The sequence below is a fragment of the Streptomyces sp. NPDC003247 genome (assembly GCF_042888135.1).
In the GTDB taxonomy this organism is placed as follows: domain Bacteria; phylum Actinomycetota; class Actinomycetes; order Streptomycetales; family Streptomycetaceae; genus Streptomyces.
On the sequence record NZ_JBIAPF010000017.1, the window covers coordinates 13,299 to 38,088 of the forward strand.

The 24,790-nt window shown below is 72.0% G+C and carries 19 protein-coding genes; 9 read left to right on the forward strand and 10 right to left on the reverse strand.

The window, feature by feature from the left end:
- Positions 1 to 26 precede the first annotated feature (26 nt).
- From ACFYWQ_RS38370 to ACFYWQ_RS38380, 3 genes are all read left to right on the forward strand, one after another.
- A complete protein-coding gene (locus tag ACFYWQ_RS38370) occupies positions 27 to 1,079 on the forward strand; it encodes a ComF family protein (RefSeq protein ID WP_389523767.1) in 1,053 nt (350 codons plus the stop codon).
- Between the two features lie 308 nt (positions 1,080 to 1,387).
- Positions 1,388 to 2,080, forward strand: a complete 693-nt coding sequence (gene hpf / locus ACFYWQ_RS38375) for a ribosome hibernation-promoting factor, HPF/YfiA family (protein WP_389523770.1) — start codon at positions 1,388 to 1,390, stop codon at positions 2,078 to 2,080.
- Between the two features lie 206 nt (positions 2,081 to 2,286).
- Positions 2,287 to 3,033, forward strand: coding sequence for a response regulator (locus ACFYWQ_RS38380; RefSeq protein WP_389523773.1), 747 nt, complete (start codon positions 2,287 to 2,289; stop codon positions 3,031 to 3,033).
- Positions 3,034 to 3,099: 66 nt separating this feature from the next.
- On the opposite strand, the gene ACFYWQ_RS38385 is transcribed toward ACFYWQ_RS38380, so the two are convergent.
- On the reverse strand, positions 3,100 to 4,296 hold the full coding sequence (locus ACFYWQ_RS38385) for a winged helix-turn-helix domain-containing protein (RefSeq protein ID WP_389523776.1): 1,197 nt from the start codon (positions 4,294 to 4,296) through the stop codon (positions 3,100 to 3,102).
- A gap of 49 nt (positions 4,297 to 4,345) precedes the next feature.
- Positions 4,346 to 4,930 carry a GNAT family N-acetyltransferase gene (locus ACFYWQ_RS38390; protein WP_389523779.1) on the reverse strand — a complete coding sequence of 195 codons (585 nt, stop codon included), beginning with the start codon at positions 4,928 to 4,930 and terminating at the stop codon, positions 4,346 to 4,348.
- Positions 4,931 to 5,209: 279 nt separating this feature from the next.
- Here ACFYWQ_RS38390 and secA point away from each other — a divergent pair, with 279 nt between their 5' ends.
- Positions 5,210 to 8,020 (forward strand): preprotein translocase subunit SecA, encoded by a 2,811-nt coding sequence (gene secA / locus ACFYWQ_RS38395; RefSeq protein ID WP_389523782.1) that lies wholly within the window; start codon positions 5,210 to 5,212, stop codon positions 8,018 to 8,020.
- A gap of 113 nt (positions 8,021 to 8,133) precedes the next feature.
- On the opposite strand, the gene ACFYWQ_RS38400 is transcribed toward secA, so the two are convergent.
- Complete coding sequence (locus ACFYWQ_RS38400; RefSeq protein ID WP_389523785.1) at positions 8,134 to 8,700, reverse strand: Rv3235 family protein; 567 nt, start codon at positions 8,698 to 8,700, stop codon at positions 8,134 to 8,136.
- A 337-nt stretch (positions 8,701 to 9,037) separates the two neighbouring features.
- Here ACFYWQ_RS38400 and ACFYWQ_RS38405 point away from each other — a divergent pair, with 337 nt between their 5' ends.
- The gene (locus ACFYWQ_RS38405; protein ID WP_389523787.1) at positions 9,038 to 9,556 is read left to right on the forward strand and encodes a DUF6912 family protein; all 519 of its coding nucleotides are present in this window, start codon (positions 9,038 to 9,040) and stop codon (positions 9,554 to 9,556) included.
- A 124-nt stretch (positions 9,557 to 9,680) separates the two neighbouring features.
- Positions 9,681 to 10,343 (forward strand): HAD family hydrolase, encoded by a 663-nt coding sequence (locus ACFYWQ_RS38410; protein WP_389523790.1) that lies wholly within the window; start codon positions 9,681 to 9,683, stop codon positions 10,341 to 10,343.
- Positions 10,344 to 10,517: 174 nt separating this feature from the next.
- Here ACFYWQ_RS38410 and ACFYWQ_RS38415 read toward each other — a convergent pair whose 3' ends face one another.
- Positions 10,518 to 11,084 carry a DJ-1/PfpI family protein gene (locus ACFYWQ_RS38415; protein WP_389523792.1) on the reverse strand — a complete coding sequence of 189 codons (567 nt, stop codon included), beginning with the start codon at positions 11,082 to 11,084 and terminating at the stop codon, positions 10,518 to 10,520.
- A gap of 611 nt (positions 11,085 to 11,695) precedes the next feature.
- Here ACFYWQ_RS38415 and ACFYWQ_RS38420 point away from each other — a divergent pair.
- Complete coding sequence (locus ACFYWQ_RS38420) at positions 11,696 to 16,639, forward strand: NAD-glutamate dehydrogenase (protein WP_389523794.1); 4,944 nt, start codon at positions 11,696 to 11,698, stop codon at positions 16,637 to 16,639.
- Between the two features lie 68 nt (positions 16,640 to 16,707).
- Here the strand turns inward: ACFYWQ_RS38420 and ACFYWQ_RS38425 are convergent, their stop codons facing one another.
- Together ACFYWQ_RS38425 and ACFYWQ_RS38430 are read right to left on the reverse strand one after the other, a co-directional pair.
- Entirely contained in the window at positions 16,708 to 17,568 is an 861-nt protein-coding gene (locus tag ACFYWQ_RS38425) for an ABC transporter ATP-binding protein (RefSeq protein WP_389523795.1), read from the reverse strand.
- Complete coding sequence (locus ACFYWQ_RS38430) at positions 17,561 to 18,478, reverse strand: ABC transporter permease (protein ID WP_389523798.1); 918 nt, start codon at positions 18,476 to 18,478, stop codon at positions 17,561 to 17,563. The genes ACFYWQ_RS38425 and ACFYWQ_RS38430 overlap by 8 nt, the downstream gene beginning before the upstream one ends.
- 330 nt (positions 18,479 to 18,808) lie before the next feature.
- Between ACFYWQ_RS38430 and ACFYWQ_RS38435 the strand changes: the two genes are divergently transcribed.
- Entirely contained in the window at positions 18,809 to 19,435 is a 627-nt protein-coding gene (locus ACFYWQ_RS38435; RefSeq protein WP_389523800.1) for a TetR/AcrR family transcriptional regulator, read from the forward strand.
- Positions 19,436 to 19,492: 57 nt separating this feature from the next.
- Here ACFYWQ_RS38435 and galE read toward each other — a convergent pair whose 3' ends face one another.
- Complete coding sequence (gene galE, locus ACFYWQ_RS38440; protein WP_389523802.1) at positions 19,493 to 20,473, reverse strand: UDP-glucose 4-epimerase GalE; 981 nt, start codon at positions 20,471 to 20,473, stop codon at positions 19,493 to 19,495.
- Between the two features lie 56 nt (positions 20,474 to 20,529).
- Entirely contained in the window at positions 20,530 to 21,057 is a 528-nt protein-coding gene (locus ACFYWQ_RS38445) for a MarR family winged helix-turn-helix transcriptional regulator (protein WP_389523805.1), read from the reverse strand.
- Between the two features lie 139 nt (positions 21,058 to 21,196).
- On the opposite strand from ACFYWQ_RS38445, the gene ACFYWQ_RS38450 reads away from it, so the two are divergent.
- Entirely contained in the window at positions 21,197 to 21,610 is a 414-nt protein-coding gene (locus ACFYWQ_RS38450; protein ID WP_389523808.1) for an organic hydroperoxide resistance protein, read from the forward strand.
- A gap of 173 nt (positions 21,611 to 21,783) precedes the next feature.
- On the opposite strand, the gene ACFYWQ_RS38455 is transcribed toward ACFYWQ_RS38450, so the two are convergent.
- Both ACFYWQ_RS38455 and ACFYWQ_RS38460 read right to left on the reverse strand, forming a co-directional pair.
- Positions 21,784 to 23,337, reverse strand: a complete 1,554-nt coding sequence (locus tag ACFYWQ_RS38455; RefSeq protein WP_389523811.1) for a hypothetical protein — start codon at positions 23,335 to 23,337, stop codon at positions 21,784 to 21,786.
- Between the two features lie 87 nt (positions 23,338 to 23,424).
- The gene (locus ACFYWQ_RS38460) at positions 23,425 to 24,693 is read right to left on the reverse strand and encodes a hypothetical protein (RefSeq protein ID WP_389524066.1); all 1,269 of its coding nucleotides are present in this window, start codon (positions 24,691 to 24,693) and stop codon (positions 23,425 to 23,427) included.
- Positions 24,694 to 24,790 lie beyond the last annotated feature (97 nt).

The following is a 24,790-nucleotide window of genomic DNA, read 5'->3' on the forward strand; positions in this document are numbered from 1 at the left end:
ACTCCCGCCCCGGCACAGTAGTCCCCATGGAAGGCCTTCGGCAGTGGTGGCAGGAACTGGCCGGGCTCGTGCTGCCGGCCGACTGCGCGGGCTGCGGACAAGCCCGTACGGTGCTCTGCCCCGAATGCCGTACCGCACTCGGCGCAACCGCGCCGCGCCGCGTACGGCCGGACCCCGAACCACCCGGGCTGCCCGCCGTGCACGCGGCGGCCCGGTACGCCGACGAGGTACGCGCCGTGTTGCTGGCACACAAGGAACGCGGGGCGCTGGGCCTGGCACGGCCGTTGGGGGCGGCGCTGGCGGGGGCGGTGGGGGTGGGGTTGGGGGAGGGGGAGGGGCCCCCACCCCTCGGAGAAGCCGGAGAGAACACAGCCGGAACCAGCCCCAGCCCCAGCCCCAGTCCCATCCCCCGCACCGCCCCCGCCGCCGTCCTCCTCGTCCCTCTCCCCTCCTCCCCCCGGGCCGTCCGGGCCCGAGGGCACGATCCGGCTCGTCGTATCGCCCTCGCGGCCGCCGCCGAGTTGCGCAGGGCAGGGGCGTCGGTGCGGGTGGCCGCGGTGCTGCGGCAGCGGCGGGCGGTGGCCGACCAGTCGGTGCTGAGCTCCCGGCAGCGGCTCGAGAACCTGGTGGGCGCGCTGGCCGTGGTGCCCGGTGGGGCGCGGGTGTTGTGCGGCGGTCCGGTGGTACTCGTCGACGACCTCGTCACGACGGGTGCCTCACTGGCCGAGGCGGCGCGCGCCGTGCGTGCGGCGGTGGCCCGGGAGCGGGAGACGGAGAACGCGGCCGCCGCACGGGTCGCCGGTGCGACAGGCCCGGCCGGGTCGGCCGGGTCGGCCGGGCGGAACCGGCCGGCGGGTGCGGTCGGGTGGCCGGCACGGGTTGAGGGCGCGACGGCTGTGTACGGGCGCGTCACCCGGGAAGGCAGAGAGGTACGGCCGTCCGGAGCACGGGAGGGAGGTGCGGGACGGGTGCCGGCGGGGACAGCCGGCGTCGGCGGTGCAGGTCAGGTGGTCTGCGCGGCCGTGGTGGCAGCGCCGCCGGACGCTTTCGAAATAAACCGGAACCGGCGACGGAGTTGAGTCGTTGCAGGTAATAGGAGCGTGAATTCACCTGAACGGAGGTACGTCGCGGTAGAGGGTGACGACATCCGTCCGGGCGAGATATGTTCGGTTGTGAGGGAAGCCGCAGGCCACACCCCTCCATTGCGAATGCCGTGCTGCGTGCTGCGGTTTTTGTTAATCACCCGCAGCACCTGGGTGGAGATCTCGCCCATGGGGGAGGAGGAGGTGGAAGTCACCGAGTCCGAGGTTCCGGTGCTCGCCGGAGTCTGGTGCAAAAGGGAGATGCTCCGCCGTGGGTGCGGAGCGATCCGGGAACGGAGTTCTGCGTGGACATCGTCGTCAAGGGCCGCAAGACCGAGGTGCCCGAGCGGTTCCGCAAGCACGTGGCCGAGAAGCTGAACCTGGAGAAGATCCAGAAGCTCGACGGCAAGGTGATGAGCCTCGACGTCGAGGTGTCCAAGGAGCCCAACCCCCGACAGGCCGACCGGAGCGACCGAGTGGAGATCACGCTCCGCTCCCGTGGCCCGGTGATCCGGGCGGAGGCAGCGGCCAGCGACCCGTACGCGGCACTCGACCTGGCGGCGGAGAAGCTGGACGCCCAGCTGCGCAAGCAGCACGACAAGCGTTACACGCGGCGCGGCGCACGCCGGATCTCGGCTGCGGAGGTCTCCGACCAGGTCCCGGGTGTCGCGACCCTCGACGGCACCGGCCGTCTCACCTCGGCCGAGGAGGCGGAGAGCGTCCCCACCAAGCGGATCGGTTCGCTCGAGGTGCAGGGCGACGGCCCCCTCGTGGTGCGCGAGAAGACCCACGTCGCCGCACCCATGACCCTTGACCAGGCCCTCTACGAGATGGAACTGGTCGGGCACGACTTCTACCTCTTCGTCGACTCCGAGACGAAGGAACCCAGCGTCGTCTACCGGCGCCACGCCTACGACTACGGCGTGATCCACCTCAGGACGGACACGATGGTCACGCAGACGCACGCGCCCGAGGCGGGCGGCGCGCTGGGCGGCTGACCCGGTCCCGTGACAGCTGAGCGGGTGCCCCTGGAGCGCTGGTATGCGCCCCCAGGGGCACCCGTGTGCGACCCCTTCGCGCACCGCTCTGTCACACCGTTGTCGTCCTGGCATGGAATCATGGCGGCAACGGCTCAACCGGTGGGCCGTTGCCTTGCGTTGGCGATGGCACTGGACCACGGCCACAGCCTTCAGGGGGAGGAACGATGGCGGACAGCTTCGGACCGATGCATGACGGGGATGCCGTCGACGGCGTCGTCGGCATGGGCCCGGACGCGGGCACTCCCCGCAAGGAGCCGATCAGAGTCCTTGTCGTGGACGACCACGCCCTGTTCCGTCGCGGACTGGAGATCGTGCTCGCGGCCGAGGAGGACATCCAGGTCGTGGGTGAGGCGGGCGACGGCGCCGAGGCCGTGGACAAGGCGGCCGATCTGCTGCCGGACATCGTGCTGATGGACGTGCGGATGCCCAAGCGCGGTGGTATCGAGGCGTGCACGTCCATCAAGGAGGTGGCCCCCAGCGCGAAGATCATCATGTTGACGATCAGTGACGAGGAGGCCGATCTCTACGACGCGATCAAGGCGGGCGCGACCGGATACCTCCTGAAGGAGATCTCCACGGACGAGGTCGCCACGGCGATCCGCGCCGTGGCCGACGGGCAGTCGCAGATCAGCCCTTCCATGGCGTCGAAGCTGCTCACCGAGTTCAAGTCGATGATCCAGCGGACCGACGAGCGGCGGCTCGTTCCCGCACCCCGGCTGACGGACCGTGAGCTGGAGGTGCTCAAGCTCGTCGCCACGGGGATGAACAACCGGGACATCGCCAAGGAGCTGTTCATCTCCGAGAACACGGTGAAGAACCACGTGCGCAACATCCTGGAGAAGCTTCAGCTGCACTCCAGGATGGAGGCGGTGGTGTACGCGATGCGGGAGAAGATCCTCGAGATCCGCTAGCGATGTGATCCGGCAGCGATCCGGTGGCGCCGTCGCACATGGAACGGTCCGGTGGCGCGCCGTCGGTCAGGCGAGAGCGCGGGCGAGTTCGTGTGTGAGGGGCTCGCGCAGGTCCGGGGCGTCGACGCGTTCCACCCGTACGTCCGTGCAGTCGACCCAGGTCGCCGCCTCGACCAGGGCGCGGGCGACCGCCGGGACCGCCTTCGGGCCGTCCAGGGTGACCTGCCTGACGACCAGGGTGCGGCCCTCGCGGGCCGGGTCCACGCGGCCGACGAGGCGGCCGCCGGCCAGGACCGGCATCGCGAAGTAGCCGTGGATGCGCTTCTGCCGGGGGACGTACGCCTCCAGGCGGTGGGTGAACCCGAAGAGCCGTTCGGTCCTGGCCCGTTCCCAGACGAGGGAGTCGAAGGGGGACAGCAGGGTGGTGCGGTGGCGGCCGCGCGGGGGTGTCCGCAGGGCCTCCGGGTCGGCCCAGGCCGGTTTCGCCCAGCCCTCGACGGTGACGGGGACCAGCCCGGAGTCGGCGATCACCGCGTCGACCTGGTCGCCCCTGAGGCGGTGGTAGTCGGCGATGTCGGCGCGGGTGCCGACGCCGAGGGACCGGCCGGCCAGGCGGACCAGGCGGCGCAGGCATGCGCGGTCGTCGAGCTCGTCGTGCAGGAGGTCGGCCGGGACGGCGCGCTCGGCCAGGTCGTAGACGCGTTTCCAGCCGCGGCGTTCGACGCAGACGACCTCGCCGTACATCAGGGCGCGTTCGACGGCGACCTTGGTGCCGGACCAGTCCCACCACTCGCTGGTCCGCTTCGCGCCGCCCAGTTCCGTCGCGGTGAGGGGGCCCTCGGTGCGCAGTTGCTTGACGACCTGGTCGTAGGTGCCCTCGGGGAGGTGGTGGTTCCAGTGGGGGCGGTTGCGGTAGGCGCGGCGGCGGAAGGCGAAGTGGGGCCATTCCTCGATGGGGAGGATGCAGGCGGCGTGGGACCAGTACTCGAAGGCGTGGGGGCGTGCCGCGGACGTGCCGGGGGACGGCTTCCAGTAGGCGTCCTCGACCGTGCCGCGGCCCACGGCTCCCAGGCGGGCGTAGGGGACGAGTTCGTGGGACCGGGCGAGGACGGAGATGGTGTCGAGCTGGACGGCGCCGAGGTGGCGCAGGACGCCGCGGACGCCGGCTCTGCGGTCGGGGGCGCCGAGGAAGCCCTGGGCCCGCAGGGCGATGCGGCGGGCTTCGTCTGCGGAGAGCTCTGCGGTCGCGCGCGGGGTCGTCATGGTGCGCACGATAGGGGGTGGGTCTGACAGTGGGGCCGTCCGGGACGGGTCAGGGGTGCGGCCCGTTCGTGGGTGCCGGGAGGTACGGGGCGGTCGACGGCAGGCCCAGGTCCGACGGGAGCAGGGAGCCCACCCAGCAGTCGCGGCGTACCCCCTTGTTGTCGATGGCGGAGCGCAGGGTGCCCTCCAGGGTGAAGCCGGCGTGTTCGGCGACCGCGCGGGAGGCGGTGTTGCCGACTTCGGCGCGCCATTCGACGCGGTCGACGGAGAGGTCGGTGAAGGCCCAGCGGGAGGCGGTGCGGGCGGCCTCCGTGGTGTAGCCGCGGCCGCGGTGTTCCTTGGTGGCCCAGTAGCCGATCTCGGCCGTGCCCAGGGAGCGCCTCATGAGGCTGTTGACGCCGACGAGGGTGCCGTCGGGGAGGAACACGCCGAAGGTGAACAGGGTGCCGTCGGCCCAGCCCGCCGGGGCGACCTCCTCGGTGAAGGTGCGGGCGTGCTCGGGGAGGTAGGGGGAGGGGATGGTGGTCCAGCGCTGGATGTCGGGGTCCTGGGCGGCGGTGTGGACGGCTTCGGTGTCTTGGGGGCCGACCGGGCGCAGGACCAGGCGGTGGGTGGTGAGCGTGACGGACTGCATCGGCCGATTCTGCGCGGGGCGGGGGGCGGGCGCCATGCGTTTGCGGCGGGTGAGCGGGTGATCACAATTCGCGCAATTCGTCTGCGGGGGGCGGCACCATCCGCGGGGCCCGGCCGTTGTCCTTTTCGAAGCCGAACGTGAAGTCGCGCGCGGCGGCGTGCGGTCCTCGTCACGCCAGACCTCCCGGCGTGGTGGGGTCCTCGCATACGATGGCCGTTGCTCAGTAAGTCAAATGGAAACCGACCGTCCCAGGCCCGACCGGCAAGGAGACCAACCCCCGTGTCCGTCCTCTCGAAGATCATGCGTGCAGGCGAAGGCAAGATCCTGCGCAAGCTGCACCGCATCGCGGACCAGGTCAACTCCATCGAAGAGGACTTCGTCGACCTCTCCGACGCCGAGCTGCGGGCCCTCACCGATGAGTACAAGCAGCGGTACGCCGACGGCGAGAGCCTCGACGACCTGCTGCCGGAGGCGTTCGCCACGGTGCGTGAGGCGGCCAAGCGGGTGCTGGGCCAGCGTCACTACGACGTGCAGATGATGGGCGGTGCGGCCCTGCACATGGGGTACGTCGCCGAGATGAAGACCGGTGAGGGCAAGACCCTGGTGGGTACGCTGCCGGCCTATCTGAACGCCATCTCCGGGGACGGCGTCCACCTCATCACGGTCAACGACTACCTGGCCGAGCGCGACTCGGAGATGATGGGCCGCGTCCACCGGTTCCTGGGACTGAGCGTCGGCTGCATCCTCGCCAACATGACGCCCGCGCAGCGTCGCGAGCAGTACGCCTGCGACATCACGTACGGCACGAACAACGAGTTCGGCTTCGACTACCTGCGCGACAACATGGCGTGGTCGAAGGACGAGCTCGTCCAGCGCGGGCACAACTTCGCGATCGTCGACGAGGTCGACTCGATCCTGATCGACGAGGCCCGTACGCCGTTGATCATCTCCGGTCCGGCGGACCAGGCCACCAAGTGGTACGGCGACTTCGCGAAGCTGGTGACGCGCCTGAAGCGGGGTGAGGCGGGCAACCCGCTGAAGGGTCTCGAGGAGACCGGCGACTACGACGTCGACGAGAAGAAGCGCACGGTCGCCATCCACGAGGCGGGTGTCTCCAAGGTCGAGGACTGGCTGGGCATCGACAACCTCTACGAGTCGGTGAACACGCCGCTGGTGGGCTACCTGAACAACGCCATCAAGGCGAAGGAGCTCTTCAAGAAGGACAAGGACTACGTCGTCATCGACGGCGAGGTCATGATCGTCGACGAGCACACGGGCCGTATCCTCGCCGGCCGCCGTTACAACGAGGGCATGCACCAGGCGATCGAGGCGAAGGAAGGGGTGGACATCAAGGACGAGAACCAGACGCTCGCCACGATCACCCTCCAGAACTTCTTCCGCCTGTACAGCAAGCTGTCGGGCATGACCGGTACGGCGATGACCGAGGCCGCCGAGTTCCACCAGATCTACAAGCTCGGCGTGGTGCCGATCCCGACGAACAAGCCGATGGTCCGCAAGGACCAGTCGGACCTGATCTACCGCACCGAGGTGGCGAAGTTCGAGGCGGTCGTCGACGACATCGCCGAGAAGCACGAGAAGGGCCAGCCGATCCTGGTCGGCACCACGTCGGTCGAGAAGTCCGAGTACCTGTCGCAGCAGCTCAGCAAGCGGGGCATCCAGCACGAGGTGCTGAACGCCAAGCACCATGAGCGTGAGGCGCAGATCGTCGCCCAGGCCGGCCGCAAGGGTGCCGTGACCGTCGCCACGAACATGGCCGGCCGTGGTACGGACATCAAGCTCGGCGGCAACCCCGAGGACCTCGCGGAGGCGGAGCTGCGGCAGGGCGGCCTCGACCCGGAGGAGCACATCGAGGAGTGGGCCGCGGCCCTGCCGACCGCCCTGGAGAAGGCCGAGCAGGCCGTCAAGGCGGAGAAGGACGAGGTCGAGGACCTCGGCGGGCTGTACGTGCTGGGCACCGAGCGGCACGAGTCGCGCCGTATCGACAACCAGCTGCGGGGCCGTTCCGGCCGTCAGGGCGACCCGGGCGAGTCGCGTTTCTACCTCTCCCTGGGCGATGACCTGATGCGGCTGTTCAAGGCGCAGATGGTCGAGCGCGTGATGTCCATGGCGAACGTGCCGGACGACGTGCCGATCGAGAACAAGATGGTCACGCGGGCGATCGCGTCCGCGCAGTCGCAGGTCGAGCAGCAGAACTTCGAGACGCGGAAGAACGTCCTGAAGTACGACGAGGTCCTCAACCGGCAGCGTGAGGTCATCTACGGTGAGCGGCGCCGCGTCCTGGAGGGTGAGGACCTCCAGGAGCAGGTCCAGCACTTCATGGGCGACACGATCGACGCCTACGTCACCGCGGAGACCGCCGAGGGCTTCGCGGAGGACTGGGACCTGGACCGGCTGTGGGGTGCGTTCAAGCAGCTCTACCCGGTGAAGGTCACCATCGAGGAGCTGGAGGAGGCGGCCGGGGACCGGGCCGGTCTGACCGCCGAGTTCATCGCCGAGTCCATCAAGGACGACATCAGCGAGCAGTACGAGGCGCGTGAGGCGCAGCTCGGCTCCGAGATCATGCGGGAGCTGGAGCGTCGGGTCGTGCTGTCGGTGCTGGACCGCAAGTGGCGTGAGCACCTCTACGAGATGGACTACCTCCAGGAGGGCATCGGTCTGCGCGCGATGGCGCAGAAGGACCCGCTGGTGGAGTACCAGCGTGAGGGCTTCGACATGTTCACCGCGATGATGGAGGGCATCAAGGAGGAGTCCGTCGGCTACCTGTTCAACCTGGAGGTCCAGGTGGAGCAGCAGGTCGAGGAGGTTCCGGTCGAGGAGGCCGCGCCGGTCGACATGGAGAAGCAGGACGTGGTTCCGGCGCAGGCGAGCGGGCGGCCCGAGATCCGTGCCAAGGGCCTGGACGTGCCGCAGCGGCGGAACCTGCACTTCTCCGCGCCGACGGTGGACGGTGAGGGCGGCACCATCGAGGGCGATCTCGTCGACGAGGAGCCGGTGCGGTCCGAGGCCGACGGTCTCACGCGTGCGGAGCGCCGCAAGCAGGCCAAGGCGGGGCGGCGCCGCAAGAAGTAGGAGCAGGGCGCCAGGAGCCCGCTGAGGCTTCGTAGGGCGTGAGGGCCGGGTCACCTGGGGGTGGTCCGGCCCTTCTGCGTGTGCGTGCGTCGCCGGTGCGGGAGGGGGCGGGGTCAGTCGTCCGTGGGGCGGGGGTTGCGGGGGCCGCCCAGTTCGACGGCCGTGCAGCGCCAGCGGTGGTCGGTGCCCAGTTCCAGGCGGAAGGCCATCGCGCGCAGGCGGTCGCCGGCGCTGATGCGGGCGAAGGCCTCGATGGCGCCGGGGCGGGGCATCTCGTAGCCGATGTCGCGGACGACCGGCCGGAGGCCGTGGGTGGTGCGCAGGGGGCCGCGTTCGGCGAGGTGGGCCAGGTCGTCGTAGGCGTGGCCGAGGGTGTGGCGGAGCATGGCGTGGACCGGGCGCTGGCCGCTGAGGACGGCGACGAGGAGGTCGGCGAAGAGGTCGGTGGGGCGGGGCTGGGGCCGAGGGGGCTGGGGGAGGTGCCGGTGAGGGGTGGGGGCCGGGGCGGCGGGGGACTCGGGGCGCGGGGTGGTGCGGGGGGTGCTGCCGTTCGGGGAGCGGGGTGGTGCGCCGGCGGGGCGGCGGGTGTCACGGCGGCCGGGCGGACGCGTGCCGGCCGGCCGGGCGCCGGGCGGCCGGGCGCCGGGGGTGTGCTGGGCCCTCGTCATGACCTTGTTCATGGGTGTCCCCGTTCGGTGGCTGCCCGGCCGGTCGTCTACCGGGCGGTAACTTCCTGTTGTGGATCTTGTACGGGGTCGCGGTGCGTGAGGGCAAGGCGGCGGAGGGTGCCGGTGGCCGGGCGTGCGGGTTCACCTATCAGGGTGGCCGGGGAGGGAAAGTCCCTGGAAGACGGGGCGGGTGGGGTGAATCGGCGGGCTCGGGGCTGACGTGTGCGGGGGCGCGGACCGGGACTCGAAAGGGGACTCCCGCACGTATCCTGAAGGCGCTCCGGAGGCGCGGACCGCGCCCTCCCCGGGGCCTCGAACGGAGCCTCCGACCAGGAAAGAGCGGCCCACCATGCGTGTCTACGTCCCCCTGACCCTCCCCGGTCTCGCCGAGGCGCACGAGACGGGGCGGCTGGGGGTGGCCGGGCCGCTCGTCGCGTACGCCGTCACGCCCGCGCTGTGCGAGTGGTACCTCTCCGACGACATGGAGGAGCTGGAGTACGCGGCCCTCGGCCGGGCCGCGCTCGCCTCGCTGCGGCTGCTGGCGGCGGACCCGGGCGCGCCGCGCCGGCGGGTCGTCGTCGCCGTGGACGTACCGGACGGCGCGGCCACGGCCGACCCCGACCGGGGGGCCGACCCGGCCGCGCCCGGCGAGGTGCGGGTGGCCGCCGCCCTGCCCCTGGCCAAGGCGGCCTCGGTACACGTCGACGCGCCGGACGCGGAGACGGACGTGACCGCCGCTGCCCGGGCGCTGGCGGCGGCGGACGGCGGCGACGACGACGCGCAGTCCGTCGTGGACGGCGCCGAGGACCACGAACTGCTGTGGTTCGCCACCCAGGAGATTCCCCACCTGGTCGGACCCGGGCACTGAGACCCCTCCGGGCCCGGCCGGCCGACGGCCACGGGCCCCGCGCTCTCTTGCCGGGCCCGGCCGGCCGACGGCCGCGGGTCCGGGGCTCTCTTGATTGTCGGTGGCGGCGGGTACGTTTGCGGACATGGGGAAGTCAGCGGCGCACATCGTCTGGGACTGGAACGGCACGCTGTTCCACGACAACGACGCGATCATCGGGGCGACGAACGCGGCGTTCGTCGAGCTGGGGCTGGAACCGATCACGATAGAGCGGTACCGGGCGCTCTACTGCGTGCCGGTGCCGAAGTTCTACGAGCGGCTGATGGGCAGGCTGCCCACCGACGCCGAGTGGGAACTCATGGACGACGTCTTCCACCGGTACTACGCCGAGCACCGGGTGCGGTGCGGGCTCACCGAAGGGGCGGCCGACCTGCTCGCGCGGTGGCGGTCGGAGGGGCGCAGCCAGTCGCTGCTGAGCATGTACGTCCACGAGGAGCTCGTTCCGCTGGTGCGCGGTTTCGGGATCGAGCCTCATTTCCTGCGGGTCGACGGGCGGACCGGGCCGTCCGGGGGCAGCAAGGCGGAGCACATGGTGCGCCACCTCATGGCGCTGGCGGACGTGGACCCCGAGCACACGGTGGTGATCGGGGACGCCGCCGACGACGCGGTGGCGGCGCTGCACGCGGGGGCGCGGGCCGTGCTGTACACCGGCGGCTCGCACGGCCGGGCCAGCCTCGAGGAGGTGGGCGTGCCGGTGGTGGACTCGCTGGCGGAGGCCGTGGAGGTGGCGGAGCGGATCGCCGCGTGAACCGGACGCCGGCCGGTGGGGTGCGGCGCCTCCGGGAGGCACCGCACCCGTGCCTCCGGGAGGCACCGCACCCGTGCCTCCGGGAGGCACCGCACCCGCGGACACCACGGTCCCCGCACCCGTGCCTCCGGGGGGCCGGTGGTGGCTGCGGGGGCCGTGGTGTCCGGGGGCGGCTCAGGCCGCCGGTGCCTTCGCGCGCAGCACGGTGAGGAACTCGCGCATCCAGGCCGGGTGGTCCGGCCAGGCGCGGGAGGAGACCAGGGTGCCGTCGACCACGGCCTCGGTGTCCTGGAAGGTGGCGCCGGCGGTCTGCATGTCCGGCTCCAGCGCCGGATAGGCGGTGACCCGGCGGCCGCGGAGGCTGTCGGTGGCGGCGGTGAGGAGGGGGCCGTGGCAGATCTGGGCGACCGGCTTGTCCGCGTCGAAGAACGACTTGAGGATCTTGCGGAGTTCGGGGTCGTTGCGCAGGTACTCGGGGGCGCGGCCCCCGGGGACGACCACGGCGGCGTACTGGCCGGGATCGACCTCGGAGAAGGCCAGGTCGGCCGGCCAGGTGTAGCCGGGCTTCTCGGTGTAGGTGTCGAAGCCGGGCTCGAAGTCGTGGACGACGAAGCGGAGCCGCTTGCGGGTGGGGGCGGCGATGTGGACCTCGTAGCCCTCCTCGCGCAGGCGTTGGTAGGGGTAGAGGACCTCCAGGGACTCCGCTGCGTCGCCGGTGACGATGAGGATCTTCGCGGTCATGACGGACGGCTCCTCTCGGGCGGGCGCTCTTGCAGCAACGTGCCTCTTGGTGGCGGCCCTGCCAAGAGGTGGGGTGCTTTCAGGTTGCCCCGGCGGCGGGCCGCGCGTCGACTTTTCCCCTTGAGGCCCGAGGGCGGGGGCCGGCCGGCGGCCGGCCCCTCACACACGGCCCCCCGCCCCGCCGCTGTGCAGAACGTCAAACTTCCCGCCCCTGTTTTGTACACATACGGCTCATGACGGGCCCCCGGTGGAGAGCGATAGCCTTGGTGGCGTGATCAGCGCGATATCTCGCGGGGGCGCTGCTGCCCCTGCCCCGCGCCCGGTGACCGCGGACGACGACCGCGACCGGGTGGCAGTCGCTGGTCCGCACGGGCGGGACGGGGCCGCGAGGGCCCCCAGGACGCCGTACACACCCCGGGCGCAGGTGGCGCGGAGATCAGCGTCACACCCCGGAGCGGCGTCGAGAATGGCTGATAACGCCCCGCTCATCTCCCCTTGCGGCATAGCGTCGGAGCAGACCGGAGACCCCGGGACGTGGCGTCGAGCCGCAGGGGAAGAGACCGTACTTCCTTCTACGTCACGCAACGGCGCGCGACAGGAGTCAGAGGACAATGCAGACCAAGCTGGACGAAGCCAAGGCCGAGTTGCTCGAAAGGGCGGCCCTGGTCGCTGAGAACAGCCCGGTCGGGGGGCACCTACCGACCGGGACGACGGACGAGGGCACTCCGGGGATCCCGGACCGCGACGCCGTGCTGTCGTTCCTCCAGCGCTACTACCTGCACACCGCCCCGGAAGACCTCACCGGCCGCGACCCGGTCGACATCTTCGGAGCCGCCTTCTCCCACTACCGGCTGGCCGAGAACCGCCCGCAGGGCACCGCGAACGTCCGCGTGCACACCCCGACCGTCGAGGAGAACGGCTGGACCTGCTCCCACTCCGTCGTCGAGGTCGTCACCGACGACATGCCCTTCCTGGTCGACTCGGTGACGAACGAGCTGACCCGGCAGGGACGGGGCATCCACCTCGTCATCCACCCGCAGGTCGTCGTCCGCCGCGACCTCACCGGCAAGCTCGTCGAGGTGCTCACGGCACCGCCCGCCGAGGGCCTGCCGCACGACGCGCACGTCGAGTCCTGGATCCACGTCGAGACGGACCGCGAGACCGACCGCGCCGACCTCAAGCAGATCACCGCCGACCTGCTGCGCGTCCTGTCCGACGTCCGCGAGGCCGTCGAGGACTGGGAGAAGATGCGGGACGCGGCCCTGCGCGTCGCCGACCGGCTCGAGGACGAGCCCGTCCCCGGCGACCTGCCCGGGCCCGAGGTCGAGGAGGCCCGCGAGCTGCTGCGCTGGCTGGCCGCCGACCACTTCACCTTCCTCGGCTACCGGGAGTACCAGCTGCGGGAGGACGACTCCCTCGCCGCCGTCCCCGGCACCGGCCTCGGCATCCTGCGCTCCGACCCGCACCACGCCGAGGGCGACACCCACCCCGTGAGCCCCTCCTTCGAGCGGCTCCCGGCCGACGCCCGCGCCAAGGCGCGCGAGCACAAGCTGCTCGTGCTGACCAAGGCCAACAGCCGCGCCACCGTGCACCGGCCGTCCTACCTCGACTACGTCGGCGTCAAGAAGTTCGACGCGGACGGCAACGTCGTCGGGGAGCGGCGCTTCCTCGGCCTGTTCTCCTCCGCCGCCTACACCGAGTCGGTGCTGCGCGTGCCGGTCGTCCGGCGCAAGGTCGACGCCGTCCTGACGGGCGCCGGCTTCTCGCCCCACAGCCACGACGGCCGCGACCTGCTCCAGATCCTGGAGACGTACCCGCGCGACGAGCTGTTCCAGACGCCGGTGGGCGAACTCCGGTCCATCGTCACCTCCGTCCTCTACCTCCAGGAACGCCGCAGGCTCCGCCTCTACCTGCGGCAGGACGAGTACGGCCGCTACTACTCCGCGCTCGTCTACCTGCCCCGCGACCGCTACACCACCGGTGTCCGGCTGCGGATCATCGACATCCTCAAGGAGGAACTCGGCGGCATCAGCGTCGACTTCACCGCCTGGAACACCGAGTCGATCCTCTCCCGCCTGCACTTCGTCGTCCGCGTCCCGCAGGGCACCGAGCTGCCCGAGCTGTCCGACGGCGACAAGGAGCGCATCGAGGCCCGGCTGGTGGCGGCGGCCCGGTCCTGGGCCGACGCGTTCTCCGAGGCGCTCAACGCCGAACTGGGCGAGGAGCGGGCCGCGGAGCTGCTGCGCCGGTACGGCAACGCCTTCCCCGAGGGCTACAAGGCCGACCACATCCCGCGCTCCGCGGTCGCCGACCTCGTCCACCTCGAACGCCTCGACGAGCAACGGAACTTCGCGCTCAGCCTGTACGAGCCGGTGGGCGCGGGACCGGACGAGCGCCGCTTCAAGATCTACCGCAAGGGCGACGCGATCTCCCTGTCGGCCGTGCTGCCGGTCCTCAACCGGCTCGGCGTCGAGGTCATCGACGAGCGGCCCTACGAACTGCGCCTGGCCGACCGCAGCGTCGCCTGGATCTACGACTTCGGTCTGCGCATCCCGCGCTCCCTGGGCGGCGGCAACGGCGACCACCTCGGGGACGACGGCCGTGAGCGGTTCCAGGAGGCGTTCGCCGCGACCTGGACCGGCAAGGCGGAGAACGACGGCTTCAACTCCCTGGTGCTGAGCGCCGGCCTGCACTGGCGGCAGGCGATGGTGCTGCGCGCGTACGCCAAGTACCTGCGGCAGGCCGGCTCCACCTTCAGCCAGGACTACATGGAGGACACCCTCCGCAACAACGTCCACACCACCCGGCTGCTGGTCTCCCTGTTCGAGGCGCGGATGTCGCCGGACCGGCAGCGCGCCGGGCACGAGCTCGTCGACGCCCTCCAGGAGGAGCTCGAGGCCGCCCTCGACCAGGTGGCCTCCCTCGACGAGGACCGCATCCTGCGCTCCTTCCTCACCGTCATCAAGGCGACCCTGCGCACCAACTTCTTCCAGCGGACCGACGACGGCACACCGCACGGCTACGTGTCGATGAAGTTCGACCCGCAGGCCATCCCCGACCTGCCGGCGCCCCGCCCCGCCTTCGAGATCTGGGTGTACTCGCCGCGCGTGGAGGGTGTGCACCTGAGGTTCGGGAAGGTCGCGCGCGGCGGTCTGCGCTGGTCCGACCGGCGGGAGGACTTCCGCACCGAGATCCTCGGCCTGGTCAAGGCGCAGATGGTGAAGAACACCGTCATCGTGCCGGTCGGCGCCAAGGGCGGCTTCGTCGCCAAGCAGCTGCCCGACCCGGCCGTGGACCGCGACGCCTGGATGGCCGAGGGCGTCGCCAGCTACCGGACCTTCATCTCCGCCCTGCTCGACATCACCGACAACATGGTCGCCGGCGAGGTCGTGCCCCCGGCGGACGTGGTCCGGCACGACGAGGACGACACCTACCTGGTCGTCGCCGCCGACAAGGGCACCGCCACCTTCTCCGACATCGCCAACGAGGTCGCCGAGACGTACGGCTTCTGGCTCGGCGACGCCTTCGCCTCCGGCGGCTCCGCCGGGTACGACCACAAGGCGATGGGCATCACCGCGCGCGGCGCCTGGGAGTCGGTGAAGCGGCACTTCCGCGAGCTGGACGTGAACACGCAGGTCGAGGACTTCACGGTCGTCGGCATCGGCGACATGTCCGGTGACGTGTTCGGCAACGGCATGCTGCTGTCCGAGCACATCCGCCTGGTCGCCGCCTTCGACCACCGGCACATCTTCATCGACCCGAACCCGGACGCGGCGACGTCGTACGCCGAGCGCCGCCGCCTGTTCGACCTGCCCCGCTCCAGCTGGGCCGACTACGACACCGCCCTGCTGTCGGCCGGTGGCGGCGTCTTCCCCCGTACGGCGAAGGCGATCCCGGTCAACGCGCACGTCCGCGAGGCCCTCGGTATCGAGGCGGGCGTCACCAAGCTGACCCCGGCCGACCTGATGCGGGCGATCCTCGCCGCGCCGGTGGACCTGCTGTGGAACGGCGGCATCGGCACCTACGTCAAGGCGTCCACCGAGTCGAACGCCGACGTCGGCGACAAGGCGAACGACGCCATCCGCGTCGACGGCGCCGACCTGCGCGTCAAGGTCGTCGGCGAGGGCGGCAACCTGGGCCTGACCCAGCTCGGCAGGATCGAGTTCGCCCGGCGCGGCGGCCGGATCAACACGGACGCCATCGACAACAGCGCGGGCGTGGACACCTCCGACCACGAGGTGAACATCAAGATCCTGCTCAACGGCGTGGTCGCCGACGGCGACATGACCGTCAAGCAGCGCAACAAGCTGCTCGCCGAGATGACCGACGAGGTCGGCCGGCTCGTCCTGCGCAACAACTACGCGCAGAACACGGCGATCGCCAACGCCCTCGCCCAGTCCAAGGACATGCTCCACGCCCAGCAGCGGTTCATGCGCCACCTGGTGCGCGAGGGCCACCTCGACCGGGCGCTGGAGTTCCTGCCCGCCGACCGGCAGATCCGCGAGCGCCTCGCCGCCGGCCAGGGCCTGACCGGGCCGGAGACGGCCGTCCTCATGGCGTACACGAAGATCACGGTGTCGGACGAGCTGCTGCACACCTCGCTGCCCGACGACCCCTACCTGCGGACCCTGCTGTACGCCTACTTCCCCAGCGCGCTGCGCGAGCGGTTCCCCGAGCACATCGACAACCACCCGCTGCGCCGCGAGATCACCACGACCGTCCTGGTCAACGACACCGTCAACACCGGCGGTACGACCTACCTGCACCGGCTGCGGGAGGAGACCGGCGCCTCGCTGGAGGAGATCGTGCGGGCGCAGACCGCGGCCCGGGCGATCTTCCGTTCGGCTCCCGTGTGGGACGCGGTGGAGGACCTCGACAACAAGGTCGAGGCGGCTGTCCAGACCCGTATCCGCCTGCACTCGCGCCGTCTGGTGGAACGCGGCACGCGCTGGCTGCTCAACAACCGGCCGCAGCCGCTTCAGCTCGCCGAGACGGTGGAGTTCTTCGCCGACCGTGTCGAGCAGGTCTGGTCGCAGCTGACGAAGCTGCTGCGGGGTGCGGACCTGGAGTGGTGGCAGATGATCCACGACGAGCTGACCGGCGCCGGCGTGCCCGACGAGCTCGCCACCCGGGTGGCCGGGTTCTCGTCGGCGTTCCCGGCGCTCGACATCGTGTCGGTGGCCGACCGCACGGGCAAGGACCCGCTGGACGTCGCCGAGGTGTACTACGACCTCGCCGACCGGCTGCACATCACCCAGCTGATGGACCGCATCATCGAGCTGCCGCGCGCCGACCGCTGGCAGTCCATGGCCCGCGCCTCCATCCGCGAGGACCTGTACGCGGCCCACGCGGCGCTGACCGCGGACATCCTGTCCGTCGGCAACGGCACCTCGACGCCCGAGCAGCGGTTCACGGCCTGGGAGCAGAAGAACGCGGCGATCCTGGGGCGGGCGCGCGTCACCCTGGAGGAGATCCAGGGGTCGGAGACGTTCGACCTGGCCAACCTGTCGGTGGCGATGCGGACGATGCGGACCCTGCTGCGGACGCATGCGTAGGGCGTGACCGCACCGCGTGAGGGCGCCCCCCCGAGGTATCGGGGGGGCGCCCTCACGTCCGACGGGACCTACGCCGGCTTCGGGCGCGGCTTCTTCTTCGGCTTGTCGCCGGTGAACGCCTCGTAGGCCTGCATGACCTCCTCCGTGGGGCCGTCCATGCGCAGTTCGCCGCGCTCCAGCCACAGCACCCGGTCGCAGGTGGTGCGTATCGTGTTGTTGCTGTGGCTGACGAGGAAGACGGTGCCGGCGTGCCGGCGCATCTCCTGGATGCGCTCCGCCGACCGCGTCTGGAAGCGCGCGTCGCCGGTGGACAGCGCCTCGTCGATGAGCAGGACGTCGTGGTCCTTGGCGGCGGCGATGGAGAAGCGCAGCCGGGAGCCCATGCCGGAGGAGTAGGTGCGCATGGGCAGGGAGATGAAGTCGCCCTTCTCGTTGATGCCGGAGAAGTCGACGATCTCCTGGTAGCGCTCCTTGATCTGCTCGCGGGACATGCCCATGGCCAGGCCGCCGAGGTAGACGTTGCGCTCGCCGGTCAGGTCGCCCATGAGCGCCGCGTTGACGCCGAGGAGGGAGGGCTGGCCGTCGGTGTAGATCTTGCCGCGCTCCACGGGGAGCAGGCCGGCGACCGCCTTGAGCAGGGTCGACTTGCCGGAGCCGTTGGTGCCGATCAGCCCGATCGCCTCGCCCTTGTGGGCGACGAAGGAGACGTTCTTGACGGCGTGCACGGTGCGGACGCCCGCCGCCTTCTCGGTCTGCTTGCGGCGCAGGATGCGGTTGAGGGCGGCGGTCGCGGAGCCGCGTCCGGCGCCGGTGCCGTTGACCCGGTAGACGATGTCGACGCCGTCCGCGACGACGGTGGGGACGCGCTCACCCGCGGGGACGTGCCCGCCGGTCGGTGTCGGCTCGGTGAGTCCTGCGGTGTCAGCCACGGCCGTACGTCTCCTCAGCCTTCCAGAAGTAGATGAAGCCGCCGACGCCGGCGAGCAGGGCCCAGCCGGCCGCCCAGGCCCACACGTGCGGGGGCAGCTGGCTCGCGGTGAACGTGTCGATCAGCGCGAAGCGCATCAGGTCGATGTAGATGGCGGCCGGGTTGGCGCGCAGCAGGTCGGCGATCCAGGGCGGCAGGTCGCTGTGCTGGCTGAGCAGGTTGTCGATGCTCCACATCACGCCCGAGGTGTACATCCAGGTGCGCAGGACGAACGGCATCAGCTGGGCGATGTCCGGCGTCTTGGCGCCGAGGCGGGCCAGGATCATCGAGACGCCGGCGTTGAAGACGAACTGGAGCACCAGGGCGGGCACCGCCAGCACCCAGGAGACGGCGGGCGGGACGCCGACGCACAGCAGGATGACCACCAGCGCGGCCATCGAGAACAGCAGCTGTTGCAGCTGCTGGAGGCAGAAGGAGATCGGCAGGGCGGCGCGCGGGAAGTGCAGGGCCCGTACCAGGCCGATGTTGCCGGAGATGGCCCGGGTGCCGGTCATGATCGAGCTCTGGGTGAACGTCCACACGAACACGCCCGTGACCAGGAACGGGATGAAGTCCGGCACGCCGTCCTTGGTCTCCAGCAGGACGCCGAAGATGAAGTAGTAGACCGCCGCGTTCAGCAGCGGGGTCATGACCTGCCAGACCTGGCCGAGCTTCGCCTGGCTGTACTGCGCGGTGAGCTTGGCGGTGGCGAACGCGCTGATGAAGTGGCGGCGGTCCCACAGCTGACGGACGTACTGCGGCAGGGACGGGCGGGCGCCGCTGACCGAGAGGCCGTGCCGGGCCGCGAGAGCGGCGAGGTCTTCGTGGACCTCGGGCCGCGTCGGGGGCGGTGTGTGGAGGACCTGGCTCACATCCGCTGCTTTCACTCGGGGGGTGGGGTGCGTGCGTCCGGCGTGCGCCCGTCGTCGCCCGGCGTTCTCTTACGCTTCTCTTCACGTTCTCTTACGTCGGGACGGGACCGTATCGTCGCAACGTGAGCGTAAGGCGAGCGGGCGTCGGAACGCAACCGTTTCGTCGTCACGGCGGCGCCGTCCCGCCGGGCCGCGCGGGGGAGGGGGCGCGGCGGGCGCGTGGGGGAGGGGGGGGAGGTGCGTGAGGAGGGGCGCGGAGGGCGCGTGAGGAGGGGCGTGGAGGGCGCGTGGGGACGGGCCCGTATCGTCGCAACGCCCTATGCTGTCCGCATGACGACGAACGCCGACGGTCCCCAGACGCGTCCGCGCCGCCGGACCCCCGCCGGAGCGGCCGTGCTCCGGGAGGACGTGACGGAGGCCATCCGGGCGGCCGTGTTCGAGGAGCTCGCGACCGTCGGCTACGCGCGGATGTCCATCGAGGGCATCGCCCGGCGCGCCGGTGTCGGCAAGACCGCGGTGTACCGGCGCTGGCGCTCCAAGCTGCACCTGGTGCTGGACGTCGTCTCGGCGATCGCCGTGCAGGGACTGCCGGCCCCGGACACCGGGAGCCTGGAGGGGGACCTGCGGCTGCTGTACGAGGTGACGTCCCGGGCGCTGCGGCATCCGGTCGCCTCGCAGATCATCCCCGACCTCCAGGCCGAGGCGGCCCGCAACCCGGAGATCGCCGAGGCGATGCAGAAGGCGCTCCGGGACGGGCAGGAGGGGGTCGCGCTGAAGATCGTGGCGGCGGCGGCCCGGCGCGGCGAGGTGCGCGAGGGACTCGACGGCGAACTGGCGCTCGACCTGATCTCGGGGCCGCTGTACTGGCGCTCGGTGGTGATCCGCGCCCCGAAGCTGCCCAAGGGGTACCTGGACGCCCTGGCGCGCGCGACCGCGGAGGCGATCAAGGCCCTGTGAGGGAGCGGGGCCCGTGTCCCGCCGTTCCCGCCTGCGCCCGAGGGCCCCACCCGAGGCCTACGCCCGAGCCGCCTCCGGATGCAGCCGCACCCATCCCTCCCAGGCGGAGACGATCATGTCCTGGACGTCGTGCTTCGCCCGCCAGCCCAGTTCGGTGGCGATGCGGTCGGCGGAGGCGACCACGCGCGCCGGGTCGCCGGGGCGCCGCGGGGTGACCGTCGGCGGGCGGCCGTAGCCCGTGACGGCGTTGACGAGGTCGATCATCTCGCGGACGGAGACGCCCTCTCCCCGGCCGATGTTCAGGGTGAGGGAGTGGCCGGGCGACGCCTGGAGCGCGCGGGCGGCGGCGACATGGGCCTCGGCCAGGTCGGTGACGTGGATGTAGTCCCGGACGCAGGTGCCGTCGGGTGTCGGGTAGTCGTCGCCGAAGATGCGCGGCGGGGCGTGCCGGGTGAGCCGTTCGAAGACCATGGGGACGAGGTTGAGGACCCCGGTGTCCGCGAGGTCGGGGCTCGCCGCGCCGGCCACGTTGAAGTAGCGCAGGGAGGCCGTGGACAGGCCCGTGGCCCGGCCGGTCGCGCGGACCAGCCACTCGCCGGCCAGCTTCGTCTCGCCGTAGGGGGACATCGGGGCGCAGGGCGTCTCCTCGGTGACCAGGTCCACGTCCGGCATGCCGTAGACGGCGGCGGAGGAGGAGAAGACGAACGACGGGACGCCCGCCTCGGTGACCGCCTCCAGCAGGACGCGCAGCCCCTCCACGTTCTCCCGGTAGTAGAGCAGGGGCCGCTCCACCGACTCCCCGACCTGCTTCCTCGCCGCCAGGTGGACGACGCCGGTGACGGAGTGCTCGGCCAGGGTGCGGGCCACCAGGGCCTTGTCCAGCGTCGAGCCCGCCACCAGCGGCACCCCCGCAGGGACGCGCTCGGCGACGCCCGAGGACAGGTCGTCGTAGACCACCACCCGCTCGCCCGCCTCGGTCATGCCCCGTACGACGTGCGCCCCGATGTAGCCGGCGCCGCCCGTGATCAACCAGGTCATCCGTGCCTCCCCCTCCTCGGCCGCGCGTCGTCTCACAGTCAAACAGGCGGCCGGCCCTACCGCACCGGCTGGTCGCGGCCCTCCTCGCCGTCGGCGTCCGCCGCCACCGCCGCCGCGTCCAGCGCATCGGTGAGCCGGTCGAGGCGTTCGCGCAGCTCGCGGATCTCCTCCAGGTCGAAGCCCGTGGCGCCGGCGATCCGGCGCGGCACCCGCAGGGCCCGCTCGCGCAGCGCCGTGCCCTCCTCGGTCGGCCGGATCACGACCGAGCGTTCGTCGCGCGCGTTGCGCTCCCGCCGGACCAGGCCGGCCGACTCCAGCCGCTTCAGCAGCGGCGAGAGGGTGCCGGAGTCCAGCCGCAGGTGTTCGCCCAGCTTCTTGACGGGCAGCTCGCCCTCCTCCCAGAGCACCAGCATCACCAGGTACTGGGGGTAGGTCAGCCCGAGGTCCTTGAGGATCACGCGGTAGACGCCGTTGAACGCGCGTGAGGCGGCGTGCAGGGAGAAGCAGATCTGGCGGTCCAGGCGGAGCCAGTTCTCCTCGGGGGCGGCGGCAGCGCCGGTGTCGGGCGGCGGGAGCGGGGTCATGGCTCCAGGGTAGCTCTTGGAGGCCATTTAGTTGTGCACAATTTGATTGTGTGCTTCACTTCTCGTGGGACGGCCCGGACGCCACCGCGCGAGGGCCGGCCACCCCCGACACCGATCTCCGTAAGGGATGGTTCATTCCATGGACGCGCTCTACACCGCGGTCGCCACCGCCACCCACGGCCGCGAGGGCCGCACCGTCTCCTCCGACGGCAGGATCGACCTCCAGCTGGCCATGCCGGTGGAGCTCGGCGGCAACGGCCAGGGCACCAACCCCGAGCAGCTCTTCGCCGCCGGGTACGCGGCCTGTTTCGGCAGCGCCCTCGCACTGGTCGGCCGCCAGGCGAAGGCCGACGTCAGCGACGCCGCGGTGACCGCCGAGGTCGGCATCGGCAAGCAGGGCGAAGGCTTCGGCCTCAAGGTCACCCTCCGCGTCGAGCTGCCGGACACCGTGGACGAGGAGACCGGCCGCAAGCTGGTCGAGCAGGCCCACCAGGTCTGCCCCTACTCCAACGCCACCCGCGGCAACATCGAGGTCGACCTCGTCATCGAGTGACGGCCGGGAGCCCACGGTGACGGCCGGGAGCCCACGGTGACGGCCGGGAGTCCACGGTGACGGCCGGGAGTACACGGTGACGGCCGCGGCGACCGCCGGGAGTACACGGTGACGGCCGCGAGTACACGGTGACCGCCGCGAGTACACGGTGAGGCGCCGGGAATCGCGGCGCCTCACCCGACCCGCGCCAGCACCTCCCCCGTCCGTCGGCTCCACGCCACCACCACCGCCTCCTCGGGCACCCGCTGCCGGCGGGTGAGCAGCAGCCAGCGGACGCGGTGGCGGCGGACGATCGCCGACCGCTCGGCGCGGGTCGACGCCGGGGAGAGGTAGGCGCGGACGTCCGCGAGCCGCCGCAGCCGCTCCCCCTCCCCGACCGCCGCGTCCGGCCAGGCGGGCGCGGCGAGGTTCGGCCCGTACCCGGCGATGGCGTGGACGGCGTAGTAGCCGTCGGTGATCACCACCTCGCCGGGCCGGATGTACGGCGCGGCCCAGTCGTACGCGGGCCAGCGCGGCGGCTGCGCGAAGCCGACCGGATCCAGCGAGCGCGGTACGACCGCCCCGGCGTGCACGGTCAGGAAACCCAGGCAGGCCGCGCCCGCCGCGGCCGCCCCCAGCACCCGCCGCCCCGCGCCCCACGGCCGGGGCGCCGCCAGCTCCACCGCCAGCGCGAACTGCGGCGCCACCAGCGTCAGCCCCAGGATCCGCCCGTAGGTGTAGTGACCGCTGACCCAGCCGTACGCCACCACCAGACAGTCCGCGGCGAACATCAGCACCAGCGGATCGCGCGCCGAGGCCCGCCCGCGCAGCCACAGCGCCGGCAGCCCCAGCAGCGCCAGCCCGAAGTGGTCCACGAGCCCCTCGTACAGCCGCCGGTGCATCGCGTCCACGCTGCCGTCCCCGGCCAGCGCGAACACGTCGAAGTACGGCCAGGACGCCGCGACGAGCAGCGCCGCCGCGCCCGCGGCCGCCCACCGCAGCACCACCGCCGGCCGCCACCGCCGCTGCCGGCCCAGGACGAGGGCCGCGCCCCCGGTCACCGCCGCCACCGACGTGATCGGATGCACCAGCAGGACCACCCCGTACAGCGCGCCCACCGCCGCGTAGCCGGTGAAGCCGCGCAGCCCGCCCGGCCCCACGAACCGCACCCGCCGCGCGTCCCGCGCGCGTGCCCCCGTCAGCGCCCACGCCCAGAAGGCGAGCCCGATGGCGAACGTCGACGGGTAGCCGAGGTTGCCGGTCATCGACATCAGGCCCAGGTAGCCGCTCCACCAGGCCCGTTCGGTGCCCCACAGCAGGGTCATCGCGCCCAGCGCGAACACCGGCGCCCACGGCCGGGGCGTCAGCACCCGCGTGAAGCGGCCGATCCCGGTCAGCAGCACCAGCAGGTTCACCGGCCCCGCGACCCGCAGCACCTCCCAGCCCCGCAGACCGGTCAGCCGGGCGAAGGCGCCCTCGGCCACCGCGTACGGCGAGTAGTAGGGGCTGCCCGCCCCCGGCAGGTCCGCCGTCGGATGGCGCGGCCGGAGGAGGTCGGCCCTCAGCCGTTCGACGACCGCCGCGTGCTGGCCCGCGTCGCAGCACAGCGGCACCCGCCAGAACGCCAGCGACACCACCAGCCAGAACAGGAACCCGCACACCTGGTACGGCGTCGGACGCCACAGGCGCCCGCCGCGCAGCGCCGTCGCCCCGCGCACCGGACGCCGGATCAGTACGCCGACGCTCATCGGACCGGGAGGAGCGGGAACAGGGGAGGGGCCATGGGAGACATCGGCCGTATGTGTTCCCGCCCGCGTCAACAGCCTTGCCGACTGTCACCTCATCGAGTGAGCCTTGACGGTTCCGGTCCGCTCCCGGGGCGCCGGCGGCACGGCCCGCTCCCGGACCGCGGACTGAAGCAGCAGCGGCAGGCCCAGCACCGGCAGCAGCCAGGCCAGCACGATCAGCCGGCCGCCCCAGATGACGATGTCCGGGTGCCCGGCCTGGGTGAGGACCCCGGTGCAGGCGGCCGCCACCAGGAACACGCCGAACGTCCGCCGCCGGCCGCCCAGCGCCCCCCACGCCCCCGCCGCCAGCGCCGCCGGGAACAGCGGATCCCCCAGTTGCCGCCGCGCCCACTCCCCCCAGAAGTTCCCCTGGAGCTGCCAGAACTCCGGCCAGGGACGGACGCGGTCGGGCCGGGTGAAGTGGTGGGTCAGCAGGTCCTGGAGGCTCTCCGACGCCGACGGGTAGCGCAGCAGCCACGCCAGCAGCACCGTCCCCAGCACCCCGCACCCGCCCGCCACGCCCAGCACCGCCACCCCGCGCCCCACCGGCCCCCCGCGCCGCCGGCGCCGTACGGCGACCAGCGCGCCCGCACCCGCCAGACACAGCCCGAGGAACAGCGCCTGCGAGTGCTTGACCGCGAACAGGGCGGCCAGCGCACCGCCCACCAGCCCCGCCCCCCACCGCACCCGCCCGTCCAGGGCCAGCGCGCAGCCCCACACCGCCGTCAGCGTCAGCGCCAGCAGCAGCCCCTCGGTCATCGGGCGCATGGCGGTCGCGCCGCACGGCAGGACGTAGTACAGCACCTGCCCGGTCAGGCAGAACCGGGTCGGCGCGCGCAGTGTCCGCAGGATCAGGAACGCCAGCACTCCGCCCGCCACGGTCACCGCGACGCCCGCCGCCCACATCCCCCACACCACCCCGAACACGGTGACGAACGGGACGAGGAACACCGGATAGCCCGGCCGCACCTCGAAGATCCGCATGAAGCGTTCCGACATGAACGGCACGGTGTGCCCGCCGGTCTGCCCCGCCGCCAGCCGCGCCCCGGCGTTGCGCCACTCCCGCGCCCGGCAGTCGCCGCCGACCCGGGCGCCGGGGTCGGGACGGTGGAAGCGGATCACGTCCACGCGCTGCCGCCGGACCGCGATCGAGGCCTGCCCCGCGCACGCCCAGTCGATCGTGGCGGCCGCCGCCTCCCGCTTGCCCTCCCCGCGCAGGCTCAGCGCGTACGACAGGTAGTTCTTGCTGTCCGGGGTGTCCCGGCCGGTGACGCTCGTGAGCTGAAGCAGCGCGAACACGACGGCCAGCACCAGCACCCAGCCCCGGGGCCGCGGACGGAACCAGGCCCGGCCGCCGGCGGGCCGCGGGCGGAACCACCCCCGGCCGTCGGCGGGCCACGGACGCGTCCCCACC

Coding starts and splice junctions, on each gene's coding strand:
- ACFYWQ_RS38410 (WP_389523790.1), top strand. CDS start 9,681: ATGGGGAAGTCAGCGGCGCACATCGTCTGGGACTGGAACGGCACGCTG.
- ACFYWQ_RS38415 (WP_389523792.1), bottom strand. CDS start 11,084: ATGACCGCGAAGATCCTCATCGTCACCGGCGACGCAGCGGAGTCCCTG.
- ACFYWQ_RS38445 (WP_389523805.1), bottom strand. CDS start 21,057: ATGACCCCGCTCCCGCCGCCCGACACCGGCGCTGCCGCCGCCCCCGAG.
- ACFYWQ_RS38385 (WP_389523776.1), bottom strand. CDS start 4,296: ATGACGACCCCGCGCGCGACCGCAGAGCTCTCCGCAGACGAAGCCCGC.
- ACFYWQ_RS38405 (WP_389523787.1), top strand. CDS start 9,038: ATGCGTGTCTACGTCCCCCTGACCCTCCCCGGTCTCGCCGAGGCGCAC.
- galE (WP_389523802.1), bottom strand. CDS start 20,473: ATGACCTGGTTGATCACGGGCGGCGCCGGCTACATCGGGGCGCACGTC.
- ACFYWQ_RS38455 (WP_389523811.1), bottom strand. CDS start 23,337: ATGAGCGTCGGCGTACTGATCCGGCGTCCGGTGCGCGGGGCGACGGCG.
- ACFYWQ_RS38450 (WP_389523808.1), top strand. CDS start 21,197: ATGGACGCGCTCTACACCGCGGTCGCCACCGCCACCCACGGCCGCGAG.
- ACFYWQ_RS38370 (WP_389523767.1), top strand. CDS start 27: ATGGAAGGCCTTCGGCAGTGGTGGCAGGAACTGGCCGGGCTCGTGCTG.
- ACFYWQ_RS38400 (WP_389523785.1), bottom strand. CDS start 8,700: ATGAACAAGGTCATGACGAGGGCCCAGCACACCCCCGGCGCCCGGCCG.
- ACFYWQ_RS38435 (WP_389523800.1), top strand. CDS start 18,809: ATGACGACGAACGCCGACGGTCCCCAGACGCGTCCGCGCCGCCGGACC.
- ACFYWQ_RS38390 (WP_389523779.1), bottom strand. CDS start 4,930: ATGCAGTCCGTCACGCTCACCACCCACCGCCTGGTCCTGCGCCCGGTC.
- ACFYWQ_RS38380 (WP_389523773.1), top strand. CDS start 2,287: ATGGCGGACAGCTTCGGACCGATGCATGACGGGGATGCCGTCGACGGC.
- ACFYWQ_RS38420 (WP_389523794.1), top strand. CDS start 11,696: ATGCAGACCAAGCTGGACGAAGCCAAGGCCGAGTTGCTCGAAAGGGCG.